This is a genomic window from Mesorhizobium sp. B2-1-3 (genome assembly GCF_006442495.1).
Taxonomy (GTDB): domain Bacteria; phylum Pseudomonadota; class Alphaproteobacteria; order Rhizobiales; family Rhizobiaceae; genus Mesorhizobium.
Genome location: NZ_VFWL01000016.1, coordinates 78,036 through 92,058, shown reverse-complemented (window position 1 = coordinate 92,058; position 14,023 = coordinate 78,036). Strand labels below are relative to the sequence as shown.

At 64.4% G+C, this 14,023-nt stretch carries 18 protein-coding genes and 1 riboswitch; of the genes, 3 read left to right on the top strand and 15 right to left on the bottom strand.

The window, feature by feature from the left end; translation table 11 throughout:
- Positions 1-13 precede the first annotated feature (13 nt).
- From FJ973_RS23395 to FJ973_RS31460, 5 genes are all read right to left on the bottom strand, one after another.
- A complete protein-coding gene (locus tag FJ973_RS23395; protein ID WP_140557920.1) occupies positions 14-997 on the bottom strand; it encodes a PfkB family carbohydrate kinase in 984 nt (327 codons plus the stop codon).
- Positions 994-2,046 carry an ADP-ribosylglycohydrolase family protein gene (locus FJ973_RS23390; protein WP_140557918.1) on the bottom strand — a complete coding sequence of 351 codons (1,053 nt, stop codon included), beginning with the start codon at positions 2,044-2,046 and terminating at the stop codon, positions 994-996. The genes FJ973_RS23395 and FJ973_RS23390 overlap by 4 nt, the downstream gene beginning before the upstream one ends.
- A gap of 3 nt (positions 2,047-2,049) precedes the next feature.
- Positions 2,050-2,775 (bottom strand): GntR family transcriptional regulator, encoded by a 726-nt coding sequence (locus FJ973_RS23385; RefSeq protein ID WP_140557916.1) that lies wholly within the window; start codon positions 2,773-2,775, stop codon positions 2,050-2,052.
- Between the two features lie 458 nt (positions 2,776-3,233).
- Positions 3,234-3,398 (bottom strand): DUF3309 family protein, encoded by a 165-nt coding sequence (locus FJ973_RS23380; RefSeq protein ID WP_023757858.1) that lies wholly within the window; start codon positions 3,396-3,398, stop codon positions 3,234-3,236.
- On the bottom strand, positions 3,395-3,673 hold the full coding sequence (locus tag FJ973_RS31460) for a hypothetical protein (protein WP_224680453.1): 279 nt from the start codon (positions 3,671-3,673) through the stop codon (positions 3,395-3,397). Before FJ973_RS31460 ends, FJ973_RS23380 begins: the two co-directional genes overlap by 4 nt.
- A gap of 151 nt (positions 3,674-3,824) precedes the next feature.
- Between FJ973_RS31460 and FJ973_RS23370 the strand changes: the two genes are divergently transcribed.
- On the top strand, positions 3,825-6,224 hold the full coding sequence (locus FJ973_RS23370) for a tetratricopeptide repeat protein (protein WP_246675933.1): 2,400 nt from the start codon (positions 3,825-3,827) through the stop codon (positions 6,222-6,224).
- 167 nt (positions 6,225-6,391) lie between these two features.
- Here FJ973_RS23370 and FJ973_RS23365 read toward each other — a convergent pair whose 3' ends face one another.
- The 4 genes from FJ973_RS23365 to FJ973_RS23350 form a co-directional block, all read right to left on the bottom strand.
- On the bottom strand, positions 6,392-7,414 hold the full coding sequence (locus tag FJ973_RS23365) for an ABC transporter substrate-binding protein (protein ID WP_140557915.1): 1,023 nt from the start codon (positions 7,412-7,414) through the stop codon (positions 6,392-6,394).
- Positions 7,407-8,174, bottom strand: a complete 768-nt coding sequence (locus tag FJ973_RS23360; RefSeq protein ID WP_140557965.1) for an ABC transporter ATP-binding protein — start codon at positions 8,172-8,174, stop codon at positions 7,407-7,409. The genes FJ973_RS23365 and FJ973_RS23360 overlap by 8 nt, the downstream gene beginning before the upstream one ends.
- Positions 8,171-8,989: an ABC transporter permease gene (locus FJ973_RS23355; protein WP_246675932.1), complete on the bottom strand. Its 819-nt coding sequence runs from the start codon at positions 8,987-8,989 to the stop codon at positions 8,171-8,173. Before FJ973_RS23355 ends, FJ973_RS23360 begins: the two co-directional genes overlap by 4 nt.
- A 35-nt stretch (positions 8,990-9,024) precedes the next feature.
- A complete protein-coding gene (locus FJ973_RS23350; RefSeq protein WP_140557913.1) occupies positions 9,025-9,633 on the bottom strand; it encodes a YkoF family thiamine/hydroxymethylpyrimidine-binding protein in 609 nt (202 codons plus the stop codon).
- A riboswitch (TPP riboswitch) is annotated at positions 9,624-9,737 on the bottom strand. (Overlaps the previous gene by 10 nt.)
- A gap of 217 nt (positions 9,738-9,954) precedes the next feature.
- Here FJ973_RS23350 and FJ973_RS23345 point away from each other — a divergent pair.
- Complete coding sequence (locus tag FJ973_RS23345; RefSeq protein ID WP_140557912.1) at positions 9,955-10,275, top strand: hypothetical protein; 321 nt, start codon at positions 9,955-9,957, stop codon at positions 10,273-10,275.
- A gap of 139 nt (positions 10,276-10,414) precedes the next feature.
- On the opposite strand, the gene msrA is transcribed toward FJ973_RS23345, so the two are convergent.
- The 6 genes from msrA to FJ973_RS23315 all read right to left on the bottom strand — a co-directional run bounded on the left by msrA (position 10,415) and on the right by FJ973_RS23315 (position 12,891).
- Positions 10,415-10,933, bottom strand: a complete 519-nt coding sequence (gene msrA / locus FJ973_RS23340) for a peptide-methionine (S)-S-oxide reductase MsrA (protein WP_140557910.1) — start codon at positions 10,931-10,933, stop codon at positions 10,415-10,417.
- 184 nt (positions 10,934-11,117) lie between these two features.
- Positions 11,118-11,429: a hypothetical protein gene (locus tag FJ973_RS23335; protein WP_140516297.1), complete on the bottom strand. Its 312-nt coding sequence runs from the start codon at positions 11,427-11,429 to the stop codon at positions 11,118-11,120.
- A gap of 100 nt (positions 11,430-11,529) precedes the next feature.
- Positions 11,530-11,730 (bottom strand): hypothetical protein, encoded by a 201-nt coding sequence (locus FJ973_RS23330; RefSeq protein WP_140557908.1) that lies wholly within the window; start codon positions 11,728-11,730, stop codon positions 11,530-11,532.
- Positions 11,715-11,954: an ABC transporter permease gene (locus FJ973_RS23325; protein ID WP_140557906.1), complete on the bottom strand. Its 240-nt coding sequence runs from the start codon at positions 11,952-11,954 to the stop codon at positions 11,715-11,717. Before FJ973_RS23325 ends, FJ973_RS23330 begins: the two co-directional genes overlap by 16 nt.
- Positions 11,951-12,151 (bottom strand): hypothetical protein, encoded by a 201-nt coding sequence (locus tag FJ973_RS23320; protein WP_140499933.1) that lies wholly within the window; start codon positions 12,149-12,151, stop codon positions 11,951-11,953. Before FJ973_RS23320 ends, FJ973_RS23325 begins: the two co-directional genes overlap by 4 nt.
- Before the next feature lie 2 nt (positions 12,152-12,153).
- Positions 12,154-12,891, bottom strand: a complete 738-nt coding sequence (locus FJ973_RS23315) for a glycosyl hydrolase 108 family protein (RefSeq protein ID WP_140557904.1) — start codon at positions 12,889-12,891, stop codon at positions 12,154-12,156.
- 183 nt (positions 12,892-13,074) lie between these two features.
- Here FJ973_RS23315 and FJ973_RS23310 point away from each other — a divergent pair, with 183 nt between their 5' ends.
- On the top strand, positions 13,075-13,902 hold the full coding sequence (locus tag FJ973_RS23310; protein ID WP_140557902.1) for a class I SAM-dependent methyltransferase: 828 nt from the start codon (positions 13,075-13,077) through the stop codon (positions 13,900-13,902).
- The last annotated feature ends 121 nt before the right edge of the window (positions 13,903-14,023 follow it).

The following is a 14,023-nucleotide window of genomic DNA, read 5'->3' as shown; positions in this document are numbered from 1 at the left end:
TTCCCGGGCTTAATCAGGCTGTCTGATGGGCCTTCCGGTTCTGGCCTCGCGCGCCGGTCGAGGGACCGTCGGCATAACTCAGGAAAGTCTGGATTTCCGCGTCGGCGGGCGCGGATGAACCGCCATGGCGGGTGACCGAAATGGCCGCCGCCGCATTGGCGTAGCGCGCCGCCTCGAAAGGCGGCATGCCACGCGCGAGCGCACTTACGAAGGCGCCAATATGAGTGTCGCCGGCGCCGTTGGTGTCGACCGCCGCCACCTTGAAACCGGGAATGGTTCGGGCGGAGCCGCCCGCCAGTCGGATATGGCAGCCCTTGGCGCCGCAGCGGATGACGACGCCGTCGGCATTGGGACAATGATCGGCAAGCAATCGCGCCGCAAGGGCGTCGGCATCGCCCGGGCCGGCAATGTCGGCGGCTTCCGTCGCGTTGCAGCTCAGCCATGTCGTGCGGGCGAGCACCCGCGACAGGGTGGCGCGCGAAATGTCCGAAACGACCGGCGTCGGGTCGAGGACAAGTGGAATGTCCGCCGGCAGCGTCTCGATCCAGTCGGTGAGCGCGTCGCGGCTGCCGGGATAGCTCAGCGTGTAGCCTGACGTGAACACCCAATCCTCGGGTGCCACCAGAACCGGCGCCATCAGATCGAGGCTGAGCACGCTCTCCGCCCCCGGCCACGACACGAAAGTGCGTTCGGCATCGCTGGAGATCATGGCGACGCAATTGCCGCTGTCCATCAGTGGCGATGGCTGGATCAGCGTCTCGATGCCTTCGGCACTGAAGGCGGCGCGCAGGAAGTCGCCATTGGGTCCGCTGCCGAGCTGGCCTGCGAATACCACCTTCATGCCGGTGCGGATTGCCGCGACCATCATGTTGAAACCGCCGCCGGCGACCTGGGCGTAGCTCGACGCCGTCTTCTCCGTGCCCGGCGCCGGCAAGGCATCGATGCGGTAGACATAATCGACCACCGCGCTGCCGATATGGACGAGACGCGCGCTCATGCCGCCGCGTCCTTGCCGGGGCCAGCCTGCTCCAGGCGGCTGTTCGAAGTCCGCGCCGCGACGAGATCGACGGCGAGCGCACGAACGGCCGCCATGTCAAAGCCTTTGAGGCGGGCGATGCGGTCCTGCGGCAATCGTGAAAGGCCGGTGCAGGCGCCGGCCATGCCTGCGGCGATGGCGCCGATCGTGTCGGTGTCGCCGCCGAGATTGGCGCTGATGACCGCCGCTTGCCAAGCATCGCCGCCGGCGACCTCCAGCACCGCAAAGGCGGCCGGAACGGACTCCTGGCTGGCAACGCCGGTGCCGACCAGATCGGTGATCAGCCGGACCGCATCTTGCGGCGCCTTGCCGCGAACCAGATCCTGCGCCCAGGCGACGCGCGCGGCGATGTCACCGCCGGTCACCCAGTGGCCGTGTGTAGCCCCCCGCCTCGCCGCCGCGACAGCGCTGTCGGACGCGGCGCGCCAGTCGCCGCCGGCGATGCCGCGGCTGACGGCGGCCGCGACCGCCGCGGCGGAGGCAATGGCGATCGAGGTGTTGTGTGTCGCCCGGCAGGTTTCGGCCACCTTGTCGACGAGCGCATCCAGCGGCTCCGGCTGCATCATGATGCCGACCGGCGCGATGCGCATGGCCGCGCCATTGGTGTCGCCGCCGCGCCCAGCCTCCTCGGCTGGCACGCCCTTGTTGATGGCGTCGATGGCGCGCTTGGTCGACGGTCCCAAAAGGTCGTAGCTGCCGCGCGCCTTGACCTCGCGCTCCCAATCGAGCAGCGCGTTGACCCAGCGCGCATGGTCGAAGCGGTCGCCTGAGGCAACCAGGATGCGGCCGAGCAGCAGCGCCTGCTCGGTATCGTCGGTGATAGTCCCGGCCGGCAGCCCTTTCGACACCGGATGATCGGCAAAGGGCGAGACGAAATCCTCGACATGGCCGTAGAGTTCGGCGATGCGCTGAGGCGACAGAAGCTGCGTCGGCATGCCGAGCGCGTCGCCCAGCGCCCCGCCGACGAGCGCACCCATGGCGCGGTCCATCTCAAGCTCGTTCTCCGGCATCGCTCAGAACCTCATATGCAGCGCGAAATGGGCGGGATTGAGCAGGCTGGTGACATATTCGACCGGCCGCTCATCGGCCGCACGCGTCAGGCGACGGCCGCGCAGGAAGGGTGTGCCTTGCGGGCACCCGAGGATAGCGGCGTCATGGGCGTTCAACATCTCGATGTCGACCCACTCCTCGCCATGGTCGGGTACAAGCCCCGCTTCGCGTAGCGTCTGGTGCAGCGAGCCTTCGCGCAAGCCCCGCAGAGGCACGTCCTCCAGCTCTGGCGACAGCGGCAGGCGGCTGCGTTCGATGGAGATGGCATGGCCGTCGCTGGCATTGGTGCGGACCCGGTCGACGGCGATGAAGAGCGGACTTTCGACGCCTAACAGCACGGCAAGGTCGTGGTCTTCGATCACCTCCAGCCGCAGCGTCCGCGTTTCGGCGTTGGCGCCGGCATTGGCCAGCGCGCGCGACCATCCGATCGCATCATCGACAGGCTTGCCGTCAAAGGTGACGAAGGATCCGATGCCGACCTTTGTGGTGATCAGCCCGCGGCTGGACAGTTCCTCCAGCCCCTTGCGCACCGTGTTGCGGCTGACGGAAAAGCGTTGGACGAGTTCATTTTCGCTTTGCAGACGGTCGCCGAAACCCAGCACGCCGGAACGGATCTCGTGTTCGAGAACGGTGGCGATCTGCTCGGGCTTGCCCGTGCCGGGAGACAGTTTGATCGCGCTCCGCTTCATATAAGTACCTGTATAGTGAACCTGTCTAGTCTTGTTTAATCTCTCCTCGTATAGCGGGCTTGTCAATGGGACGGGTCATGTGCCCCGATGCACTGCTTTCGACGATCAGCCGGCCGCAGGCGGCAACGAAGAAGGAATTTCCCCATTGCTGGACGCGTCGCACCGTGTCGCGATCCTGCTGCGGTGACCCTACCGGCAGAAGAAGGAAAGCCCGCTCCGGGAACCGGGGCGGGCCTTGGAGGAGGACAAGGGTGGGACCTCTCCTCTTGCTTTCCACGGGGGGTGTGGACCAAAATCACCTTACGGGAGTTTCGCCAGACGCCGGATCACAAGCCTGTTTGCCCGCATCACGATCCGGTGCGCGCCGGCATCGACATGGTCACAGGATCGCGATCAGCGGCCAACGCATGTCGCCCCAAAGCGGTTCTCGACTTGTGAGAACGACGTGCACGACGCGCTTAAATGCGTCCGAGCACGACCAGAATAATGACGATCAGCAACACAAGCCCTAGCCCGCCGCCGCCATAATAACCGGTTCCGTAGAACGGACCGCCGCCGAGGCCGCTGAAGCCGCCGAGCAGGGCGAGGATAAGGATGATGATAAGGATGGTTCCAAGACTCATGGCTTCCACTCCCGCAGGCACTTGTGCGCCGGTTCCGGCACTTCTGGGTTGAGAATGTTGCTCACAGACAACGCTTTGAACGCGTTCGCGTTCCACCTAATGCAGGACGTCGAGAAGGCGACGGCGCAATTCGTGCAGCAGTCTTGCCGCAACGGCGGGCTTTCCGACCGGCCACCGCGCAGGATACGATACAGCTGAAGGTACGTGATCACGACGTGGACGGCGAGATTGTAGAAGGATAAAGCCGACAGCAAAAACAGGCAGTTGAGCGTCAAGATCGGATCCACTTCGACTTATCTCGATCTTGCATCGTCAGATCTGTGAGAGCGGATTTGCAATTCATGCTTGCATTTCTGGAACAAATAAGGAACAGTAGGGAACCTAGCTGCCAAGGCGGATTAAAGTTTTGGGGGGACCAGCGATTTGATGAGGTGGAAGGATGCGCGGCTCCTCGCCGCCGCGATCGCGATGACAAGCCTTGCGCCCGACCGGTGGCCCTCAGCCGGGCTTGGCGCCGCTCTCGCCCGGAACACGCCTGCGCTCGCAGCCGAGAAGGATTATGCAACCTGCTTCGGCGAGGACATCGAGCCGGACAAGCGCATTGTTGCCTGCTCCGCGATTGCGGAGGACGCCGCAGAGCCGGCGCGCAGCCGCGCCACAGCCTATTTCCAACGGGGCGTCGCTCTCGGCGACCAGAAGCAATACGACCGATCGATCGCCGACTACAGCGAGGCGATCGCGCTCGATCCGAACGACGCTTCCGCGTATCTCAACCGCGGCGCCGACTGGTTCAGCAATGGAGACGACGACCGTGCGATCGCGGACTTCAACATCGCCATCAGCCTGGAGCCGTCTTCCAGCGATGCCTACAGCAACCGTGGCCTCGCCTTCCTGCACAAGGGCAAGATCGACGCGGCCATCATCGATTTCCAACAGGCAATCGAGGCGGACCCTCAGAATGGCAAGGCGCATGCGGGCCTGGGCATCGCCTGGGACAGGATGGGCGACCCGAAACAGGCCCTGGCCGAGTATGACGAGGCGGTCCGTATCGATCCCAACAACATATTGGCCAATGTCAAACGCGGTATCGCCCGCGCCGCCGAGAGTGAGTTCGATCCCACTGTCACCGATGACGATGCTGAACAGGCGCCCGGCGAGGACTTATCCGCCGCCAAGGATACGACCAGCAATCGCGCAGCCGCAAAGACCTTGATCGAGCGTGCGGGGATGCGGCTGTCGAAATATGGCCTCGAAGGCGCGCTTCTCGATTTCGACAAGGCGATCAGCCTCGATCCCGACAATGCGGACGCCTATCTCGGGCGCAGCCGCGCAAGGACACTCAAGGGAGACAGCGCCGGAGCGGCGGCGGATTGCCTGCGCGCCATCGAGCTTGATCCGACGCGGGCAGGAAGCTGCGGCGCTCAGCTCGCCGCCGACCAAAGCAAGCCGGCACCGTTGCCGGACACCCAACAGCAAAAGCAGCGAGCCGTCGTTCCGGATATCACTGCTACCCAAGACACGCTGGCCGCAAGGGTTCTGGAGGCGACCGATCCGCGCGCCCTCGAAGCGATCCTTGGCGGCGATGCCTTCCTGGACATGGGCAAGTACGATCAGGCGATCGGCGCCTACAACAAAGCGATTGCGCTCGATCCGAACAACCGGTTCGCCTATTACGGCCGCGGCAAGGCCCAGGCCGCCAAACGCGTTTACGAGCAAGCGATCGCCGATTACGACACGGTCATCCAGCTCGCCCCCAATTTTGCTGCGGCTCATTCTCGCCGGGGCCTCGCCAAGATCACGTCAGGCGATGCCGAAGGCGCTCTTGCCGATTGCAGCCGGGCTTCAACACTCGATCCAAAAGCGCGCGACGCCTACTTCTGCATGGGCATGGCCTGGCACGCCAAGGGCGACGCGGGGCGCGCGATTGCCGCCTATTCGGTAGCCATCGAGATCGATCCGAAAGACGACGCCAGCCATTACGGGCGCGGCATGGCGCGTGCTGACAGGAAGGACTATGACGAGGCAATCGCCGACTTCGGCCAGGCGATCAAGCTCGATCCCGACAATCGCGATTACGCGGTCGCCCGCAAGGCGGCTGTGGCTGCGAAGGGACAGGGCGATATGGCGGCCGCCACGCTCGGCGCCGTCAGCTCGGCGGCGGCCACCGCCAGTTCAGCCGCCGGTTCGGCCGCACCGAGCGATACTGATTCGGCCGCCAAGGCGCTTTTCGCCAAGGGTCGGAGGCTGCATGAGAAAAATGACTATGACGGCGCCATAGCCCTGTATGGCAAGGCGATCGCACTGGTCCCGGCATTTCATGACGCCTATCTGGCCCGGGCCATGGCTTGGGAGGCCAAGAACGATTATGCTCATGCTGTTGCCGATTACACGCAGGCGATCGCGATCAATCCGAATATAGCCGAGACCTACTACAGTCGCGGCCAGAACCTCAGTTTCCAGGAGAACTACGACGGGGCGTTTGCCGACTTCGAAAAGGCCATCAATCTCAACCCCGCGGACGCAAGGGTCTATGCCGATCGAGGCCTCCTGTGGATGGGAGGGCACGAGGACGTCGCCGCGCTGCGCGATTTCGAAAAGGCCATCAGCCTCGATCACAAGAACCCCTTTGGCTATTTCGGTCGAGGCGTGATCCGAACCAGCAGAGCGGACTATGAAGGGGCCATCGCGGATTTCAGCCAGGCGATAAGGCTCAAGCCGGATTTCGCAACCGCCTACGAGGCGCGGAGCCGGGCGTGGGAAGCCAAGGGCAACCGCAAGCGTGCTCAGGCCGATCGCAAGAAGGCACTGAGCCTTGGGGTAGATTAGACGGGCTTTTCGGGAGGGTGCGGATTTTGCGTTGGAGTGGTTTGGGCATAATGGCAGTCGCCGCTCTGTGCTTTATTGCCTTAAAGGTTTGCCTTGGGCGCAGCTCTGACGAGACTGACGAAAGGCAATCAGCTTGAGCAGCGCTGGCGCCCGATGCGGTTTGATCCCTACCCCAGATAGAAGTTACTGAAATAGTTGCCAAAATCCGGTTGCCGGGCAACGGGCTCGCCGTCCCCGTTCCGGAGGATGCCGGCGGCGAAGAGATAGGAACCGATCGCTTCCATCTTGGCCGGATCCATGCTGCCTATGGCGCCGTTTTGCCGGCGCAGATAGTGCCCGTCGATCAGCGTCTTCAGCGAGGCGTGGATCAATGCCGGATTGGTCAGGGCACCCTTGTTGGCGGCGATCAGCAGTGTGGCCGCTTCTTCGGGATGATCGACGGTGAACTGGTAGCCGCGCCGCGTTGCCCGTATGAAGCCCGACGCCAATTCCGGATTTGCACGCAGATACGCATCGCTAGAGGAGATCAGCGTGGTGTGCTCGTCGGGGACGCCGTAGTCGGCATAGACGAAGCTTCGCTGTTTGACGCCTTTCAGTTCTGCCTCGACGCCTTCCCAGGTCGAGACCTCCAACGTGAAGTCGATCGAACCGTTGGCCAGCGCCTCGTAGGCGGAGGTACCAAGCGTCACCGTTTCGAAAGCCCCCTTGCCGCCGTCGTGACGGATGATGGTCGAGATCAGCGCGTTCTCCCAGGCACTGCCGAAACCGCCATAGGTCAGGCCGTCAAGATCCCTGGGGGTTTTGATCTCGTCACGCGCTGCATTGAACACCAGCCGTCCGGTTTCGGACTGCACCACGGCATAGACCGCCTTGAGATCGGCGCCGGCGGTTTTCTGGGTGAAGAGGCCGATGGAGCCGTTGATGCCGAAATCGGCAACGCGGTTGGCAACCAGCGTGCCTGCACCGGTATCGCTGTAGGGCAGGATGTCGACCTCGAGGCCGGCCTCGCTGTAAAACCCTTTGTCGCGAGCGACGAACAGGCCGATATGGTTGGTGTTGACCGTCCAGTCCAGCGCCACCGTTACTTTCCGGGCGGCCGCCTGGGCAAGAGATCGGCCTGGCCGGGCTACAAAGGGAAGGCCAGCAGCGGCAGTGAGCAGCAAGGCTTGCCGGCGCGTCAGGTCAGTCATGGTCCATGTCCTTCTGGTGGCTCGGGTTGAGGAGGATGTCGAGGATCTCGGCTTCGAGGGTGCCGGCCTGCCGTGCAGCGCCGCCGGCCAGTTCGCGTGGACGCGGCAGCGGCACGGTGATCTCAGCGACGATGCGCGCCGGCCGCGCCGAAAGCACATAGATGCGGTCGGACAGGAACACAGCTTCGCGCACGTCGTGGGTGATCAGCAGCGCCGTCCAGCAGTGGCGCCGCCACATCTGTTCCAACCAGCGTTGCATGGCGGCGCGGGTCAGCGCATCGAGCGCGCCGAACGGCTCGTCGAGCAGCAGCATATCGCGTTCCTGCACCACGGTGCGCAGCAAGGCCGCGCGCTGGCGCATGCCGCCGGAAAGCTGCGCCGGAAAATGCCGTTCGAAACCGGCAAGCCCGAATTCCTCGAACAGCGGAGCAACGCGAGCGCGGGCAGCCTTGCGCCTGACGCCTTGCACCTCAAGCCCGAGCGTGGCGTTGTCGAGAATGCGCCGCCAAGGCATCAACGCGTCGCGCTGCGGCATGAAAGCGAAATGCCGGCCGTGGTCATCGAGCGGCTTGCCGTCGAAGAATATCTCGCCCTCGCCGTGAAGCGCGCCGGTCAGAAGCTGGAACAGCGTCGACTTGCCGGCGCCGGAGGGGCCCAGAATGGAGACGAATTCGCCGGCGCCGACGCTGAGCGAAATGTCGGCAAGCACGTCGAGTCCTTCGAAGGCCTTGCGCACATGTCGCAGTTCGAGCCGGTTCATCGCCACGGCCCCTTTCCTGCGGCCCGCCCGCCGGCGGTCCGTTCCCATGGCATGGCAAGGCGCTGGACCAGCATCGTCAGCCCGAACAGGACGAGCGTCAGCACGGCGCTGACGGCGACGGCGGCCAGCACCAGGTCCGGGCGGAAGTTGTTCTTGGCGTTGAGCATGTAGATGCCGAGGCCCTTCGCCGCGCCCGCATATTCGGCGAAGATGGCGCCAACGACGGCATAAGTGATGGAGATCCTGACACCGGCGAAGAAGTAGGGCAGCGCCGAGGGCAACCGCGCCAGGACGAAGACACGCCAGCGCCCTGCTCCCATGGCGCGCAGCATTTGGCCGATCTCAGCCTCCGTCGCCTCATAGCCTTCAGCCAAAGCCACCAACATCGGAAAGAAGGTGACCAGCGCCACCAGCATGATCTTGGGCATCAGCCCAAAGCCGAACCACAGCACCACCAGCGGTGCAATCGCCACCAGCGGCAAGGTCTGGCTGACCACGAAGACCGGAAAAAGGGCGCGCCGCAATGGCTGGAAGAAGTCGATCAACATCGACAGCGCAAAGGCACCGCCGAGCGAACAGGCAAAGCCTGCGAGCGTGGCACGGAGGGTTGGCACGGCGTTATCGGCCAGCGCGTGCCGGTTGAGCATTGCCTGAGCGAAGACGCGCGATGGCGCCGGGAGGATTGTCGGCTTGATGTCACCAAAGCGCGCATAGAGTTCCCACGCGGCTAGCAGCAGCCCCACCGAAAGCATCGCCGGAGCGGTTCTGGCGATGAGGTCCACGATCGGAGGCGAAGGGGCGGACGGGGAGGACACGCACGTACCCGGAGCGGATGGCGCGGGGCGCGCCGTCAGACGGCGGTGGGGCTGTTGGCCGAGACGGTGACGTCGAGCGTTACGTGACCGGCACCCGGCCCGAAGCGACAAAAGGCCTCGTTGAGTGCGGTAAAAATGGCGCCTGTGTCGCCGCGCAACGTTGTGCAGAAATGCTTGGAGCGCTCATATACGCCCGACTGCTTCAGGAAGTCGATGCAGCCATAGATCTCGTCCATGTGGTCGTCGGTGCCCATGACATAAAGCGAGAACTGCGCCGCCGCCGGCTGGCCGGTGGCGGCTACGCCGCGCACGGCGGCGATAGCGGCTTCCTTGCGCGGGCCGAGCGGCCCGGCAGGTCCGCCAAACGCGTCGGAGCGGCAGATCGGATCGTCCGGCTCGCCCGGGCAGCCGCGCGAGATGGCGGCCGAAAGCACGCAATGCTTGCCGCTGCGCGCTGCCGCCACGAACAGGTCGCGCATGGCAGGAAACAGCACCTCGGGCGGCCCGACCAGCAAGGTCGAGATATCGTCGGTCTCGATCCGCAGTCGATCACGATAGGGGTCCAGTGCCCCGAGCGCGCCAAGGATGACGCCGACAAAATCGCCGGACATCGGATATAGGGAAATCTGTGCGCCTGAAAACATCGCCCGCCTCGCTCCGCTGGTATTACCCAGATCAGCTTCTAGGGTCTGTGGGCTTGCCGCCCCCGTCTCAGCCCCGACCGTACGGAGCACCCCTGTGGATGGGCGCGTTAAAGCACCAATCGGGCGGCTATGAAAGCTGTTTTTTCAGGACCATCGCTAGAAATGCATTGCGGCAGGCCTGATTTATGGGCGGTTCCGTCGGGCCCGGTCTGAGGGAAATTTGTCCGGAACCTTAGCCACGACGAGTGGTTGTCCCTATAGTCGCAAACGCGACGAACTTCGTGGAAACGAGCGAAGACTTCACAGAAATGGAGACAAACCATGTTCATGAAAATCCTCGCAGCTTCGGCTCTTACAATTGGTCTCGCGACTTCGGCGATGGCGCAAAGTGCTGGCGGAAACGGCGCCAATAATAATGGGCCCGGCAGCGGCCAGTCGGTCACGGTCGACCCGAACACGCCGGCACCGCCGAACACGGTGGATCCTGGCACGACCGGCAGCACGACCGCCATGCCCGACGGCATGAATTCGAGCGCGGACCGGAACTGTCCGGCCAGCCCACAAGGTGCTCAGCCGGATGCCAGCCACACCGCTCCGGGCACGGCTTCGCCGACCGTCAATGACAAGCATTGCGGCAAGTAGCCATTCGCCGAAACTGCTGGAGAACGCCACGGGGCGCCTGTTCCGTGGCGTTTCCGTCTCTGGATGTTTCACCCTCGCCGAACAGGCAGGCGCCTGAGACGTAAACCGCCATCGGCCTTCGTCTCGGTTCGGGGGGCGTCTACGAAACAGCCTTTTCGCGAACCGGCAGCTTCCAGCCCGGCCTGACGAAATGACAGGTGTAGCCGTTCGGGTATTTCTCCAGATAGTCCTGATGCTCGGGTTCGGCTTCCCAGAACGCGCCGGCCGGAGCCACCTCGGTGACCACCTTGCCGGGCCACAGGCCCGAGGCGTCGACGTCGGCGATGGTGTCTTCGGCGACGCGCTTCTGCTCATCGCTGGTGTAGTAGATCGCCGAACGGTAGCTCATCCCCACATCGTTGCCCTGGCGGTTGCGTGTCGTCGGATCATGAATCTGGAAGAAGAACTCCAGCAGCGTACGGTAGCTCACCCTGGCGGGATCGAAATTGATCTCGATGGCTTCGGCATGGGTGCCGTGGTTTCGGTAGGTGGCATCAGGCACGTCGCCGCCGCTGTAGCCGACGCGCGTGGACAGGACGCCCGCGATGCGTCGGATCAGATCCTGCATGCCCCAGAAACAGCCGCCGGCAAGCACCGCGCGTTCGCTTGAAGTCGCCATATCAAATCTCCCCAAAGCAACTCCGGGGAAAGGTTGTAGCCGTTTCCGTCCGGAATTGCGCACGATAAAACTGGAGGCCCGACGCTATGACAGCCGCTCCAGGATTTCCCATAGATGGGCATTGTCGTCGGCTTCGTCCAGTCGACGGGGGCGTCCTGCTGCCGATCACCACGGACGCGCGGCGTCACTCCCCAGGCCTGAACCTGCGCACCACGACCTCGAATACGATATCCGATATCCACATCGCGCAGACGCCGATGAGGAATGCGGCCGCCAGGGTCGTGGTGTCGTCATTGGCCATCGGCAGGCCCATGGCGCGGGAATACTGGACCACGGGCAGCGTCAGATAGGCGGCGGCTAGCGCGCCGCAGATCGGCGAGGCCACCATCTCGCGCGGCTTGTAGCGGTGGCGCGACAGCGCGCGCAATATGCCGCCGGACAGGCCGGCGACCACCACCGGCACCTTGATGCCGAGCAGGTCGAAAATATCATGCATCATTTCATTGTCTCGCGATCAGGGAACAGAATGACCGATCCGGCACCGAAGATGAGCAGTCCCCCAGCAGCGGGGCCCGAATCGAGCGGCAACACGATCGTCATGGTTTCCACCCGCACAGTTTCTCGCCCTTGCGGTTGTGCGCCAGCAGCGTCCGGACTTCCACATCCGACAGCGCTGCGACGGCGGATGCGGACAAGCGCAGCGGGCTCGAGACCGCGCAAAATCCGCCGGTGACGGTGGTGCAGCCGGCTACCGCGACAAGTGCTGCGGCCGCTGCGGCAATCAATTCCTTGCCCATGACCTGAGCTCCTTTCGGGCAGTGGCGGCGGGCAGCGCGCCGATATCGTTGTCAACCTGATCGGCGACGTCGCGCGCCGCCGCCTCGGCCGCGGCCTGCCGGCTGCGTTCGGCGCGCTCGCCGGCAAGCCGCTGGCGAACACCCCAGCCAAACGCGGCGACGATGGCTGCGCCGATGCCGAGAACGGTCGAATTGCTGAGCAGGAAGGAGAGGAGCGCGCTCATTGGTTTGGCGCGTCCTTGACGAGATAGCCGACGGCAAACACGGCAAGCGGCAGCAGTGTGGCCCATGTCTCGGCATCGTACCAGGATGGCCAGACATTGCGCACGAAGACGCCGGAAATCGAAACGGCGGCGGCGGCGATGGTCGCGGCCGTCAGTTTGTTGGTCGGGCGGATGGTCGGCTGGGTTGTGGTGGCCATGATCAGAACATTCCTTGCAAGGCGGCGGCGATGTGGTGCCAGGCGGCGTAGGCGACGAGCAGGCACGCGACAATGATCCCGCCCGCCTTGGTGGCAGCTGGGATGTTGGCGCCGGCAGGCGCCGCCGCGACCGGTTCGACGGCATCTACGGCAGCAGCGCCGCCCGGCGCCGCCGCAGCAGCGGCCGGTGCAGGATATGGCCGCGTGGCCGATGCCTCGCCTGCCCCGACAGCCGTCAGCAGCAGCGCCTGTGCGCGGACGGATCCGACCCGGCTCGACCAGCCTTTGCCGAAAGTCGACCAGGTCGGAAGCCGCTTCAGGAAAGCCAGGCGGGCATCGCAGAGATTGTCGATGACGACGGCGGCCGGTCTGGAACTGACGGCAGCGAGCGTCTCGGGCCCGATGCGGCCGTCCGGGGCGGCGCCGACCACTGCTTGAAGATATTTCGCCGCCCTGCCCGGCCCGCTGTTCACGGCAAAATCGAACACTGCGTAGTCCACGCCATCGGGCAACTCGGCGCCAGCCACCGCATCCCAGTAGAAGCGGCGGTACACCGTGGCGAGTTGGGCATCGCTGATCTTCCTGAGATCCGCCTTGGCGGCATCCGCCTTCACGTAGCGGCGGAAATTGGCGAGAGTGACGCCCTTCATGGTGGCGCCGCCCGGATCGGCCGGATTGTCCGACCAGCCGCCTTCGGATTTGAGGATGAGCGCAAGCGCCCGCGTAAAATTGCGGTCCATGATATCCCTTTCGATTTCTGGTGGATGGGGTGAGTGGGTGATCGCCGGCAGCACAGGGGTGCGGATAGTCGCCGTTGCGCGCGCCTCGGTGCCTACTTGCAGTGCATCAAAACCGAAGGTCGCCTTGCGCGCCGGCCGACGCATGGTTAGAAAAAATACAATTTTAGGACGAACAGGTCTGGGATGAGAGACTTTGTTGGCGCCGCGCGGCGCCTGGCCTTCAACAGCCTGTCGGCCGCCATCGATCGCCGCTGGAACGTCGACCCGCTGGGCTCGGGGCCGCGTGCCCCGAAAGAGGAATATCTGAGGCTGTTCGAAGCCACCCGGCGCGTCTCATTCCCTGAGATCGACAGGCTCGAGGCCGAAACCGGCTTTGCCGTCGATCGCGACTGGCTCGACGAACTGGCCCTCCACACCCAGATCACCATCAAGACCAGCGCGCTCGCCTACCCGCACGGGCGGGTGCTCTACAGTCTTCTTCGCCGCCAGCTGGCCGACAGCCCAAGGCCGTTCACCACCGTCGTCGAGACCGGCACCGCGCGTGGTTTCTCCGCGATCTGCATGGCCAAGGCACTCGCCGATGCCGGCGCCTGCGGGCATGTCGTCACGCTCGACGTCCTGCCGCACCATCATCGCTTCTACTGGAATTGCATCGACGACCATGACGGCAGGAAGTCGCGCGCCGAACTGCTTCGGCCGTGGCAGCCGCTGGCCGACCGGATCATTTTCCTGCAAGGCGATTCACTCCTTCAATTGCCCAGGGTCGGCGTGAACCGGATCCACTTCGCCTTCATCGACGCGCAGCACACCAGGAAGAACGTGCTGGCCGAGCATCGCTGCGTTTCGGGCGTTCAGCGCGAGGGCGACATGGTCGTATTCGACGACGTCACGCCGGGGTCCTTCGATGGCGTGGTCGAAGCGGTCGCCGAGATCGAGCGGCAGGGCCGGTACGAGGTGCGCCGTCTGAACGCGTCCAAGCAAAGAACCTATGCCTGGGGCGTCAGGCGGTGACGAGACGAGAGCCCGGATAAACCATCGGAGGCGAGACCTTGCTCAGAAATATCGCCCGCAGGCTTTATCTCGGCATGCGCCGGAACATCGACACCCCGCCCCATGGCGGCCGATGACTACC

Excerpts from the sequence above, each read along its gene's own strand:
- FJ973_RS23345 (WP_140557912.1), top strand. The coding sequence starts at position 9,955 with ATGTTCATGAAAATCCTCGCAGCTTCGGCTCTTACAATTGGTCTCGCG.
- FJ973_RS23395 (WP_140557920.1), bottom strand. The coding sequence starts at position 997 with ATGAGCGCGCGTCTCGTCCATATCGGCAGCGCGGTGGTCGATTATGTC.
- FJ973_RS23385 (WP_140557916.1), bottom strand. The coding sequence starts at position 2,775 with ATGAAGCGGAGCGCGATCAAACTGTCTCCCGGCACGGGCAAGCCCGAG.
- FJ973_RS23315 (WP_140557904.1), bottom strand. The coding sequence starts at position 12,891 with ATGGACCGCAATTTTACGCGGGCGCTTGCGCTCATCCTCAAATCCGAA.
- FJ973_RS23330 (WP_140557908.1), bottom strand. The coding sequence starts at position 11,730 with ATGGGCAAGGAATTGATTGCCGCAGCGGCCGCAGCACTTGTCGCGGTA.
- FJ973_RS23380 (WP_023757858.1), bottom strand. The coding sequence starts at position 3,398 with ATGAGTCTTGGAACCATCCTTATCATCATCCTTATCCTCGCCCTGCTC.
- FJ973_RS23350 (WP_140557913.1), bottom strand. The coding sequence starts at position 9,633 with ATGTTTTCAGGCGCACAGATTTCCCTATATCCGATGTCCGGCGATTTT.
- FJ973_RS23370 (WP_246675933.1), top strand. The coding sequence starts at position 3,825 with ATGAGGTGGAAGGATGCGCGGCTCCTCGCCGCCGCGATCGCGATGACA.
- FJ973_RS23360 (WP_140557965.1), bottom strand. The coding sequence starts at position 8,174 with ATGAACCGGCTCGAACTGCGACATGTGCGCAAGGCCTTCGAAGGACTC.
- FJ973_RS23365 (WP_140557915.1), bottom strand. The coding sequence starts at position 7,414 with ATGACTGACCTGACGCGCCGGCAAGCCTTGCTGCTCACTGCCGCTGCT.
- FJ973_RS23390 (WP_140557918.1), bottom strand. The coding sequence starts at position 2,046 with ATGCCGGAGAACGAGCTTGAGATGGACCGCGCCATGGGTGCGCTCGTC.
- FJ973_RS23335 (WP_140516297.1), bottom strand. The coding sequence starts at position 11,429 with ATGCATGATATTTTCGACCTGCTCGGCATCAAGGTGCCGGTGGTGGTC.
- FJ973_RS23325 (WP_140557906.1), bottom strand. The coding sequence starts at position 11,954 with ATGAGCGCGCTCCTCTCCTTCCTGCTCAGCAATTCGACCGTTCTCGGC.
- msrA (WP_140557910.1), bottom strand. The coding sequence starts at position 10,933 with ATGGCGACTTCAAGCGAACGCGCGGTGCTTGCCGGCGGCTGTTTCTGG.
- FJ973_RS23320 (WP_140499933.1), bottom strand. The coding sequence starts at position 12,151 with ATGGCCACCACAACCCAGCCGACCATCCGCCCGACCAACAAACTGACG.
- FJ973_RS23310 (WP_140557902.1), top strand. The coding sequence starts at position 13,075 with ATGAGAGACTTTGTTGGCGCCGCGCGGCGCCTGGCCTTCAACAGCCTG.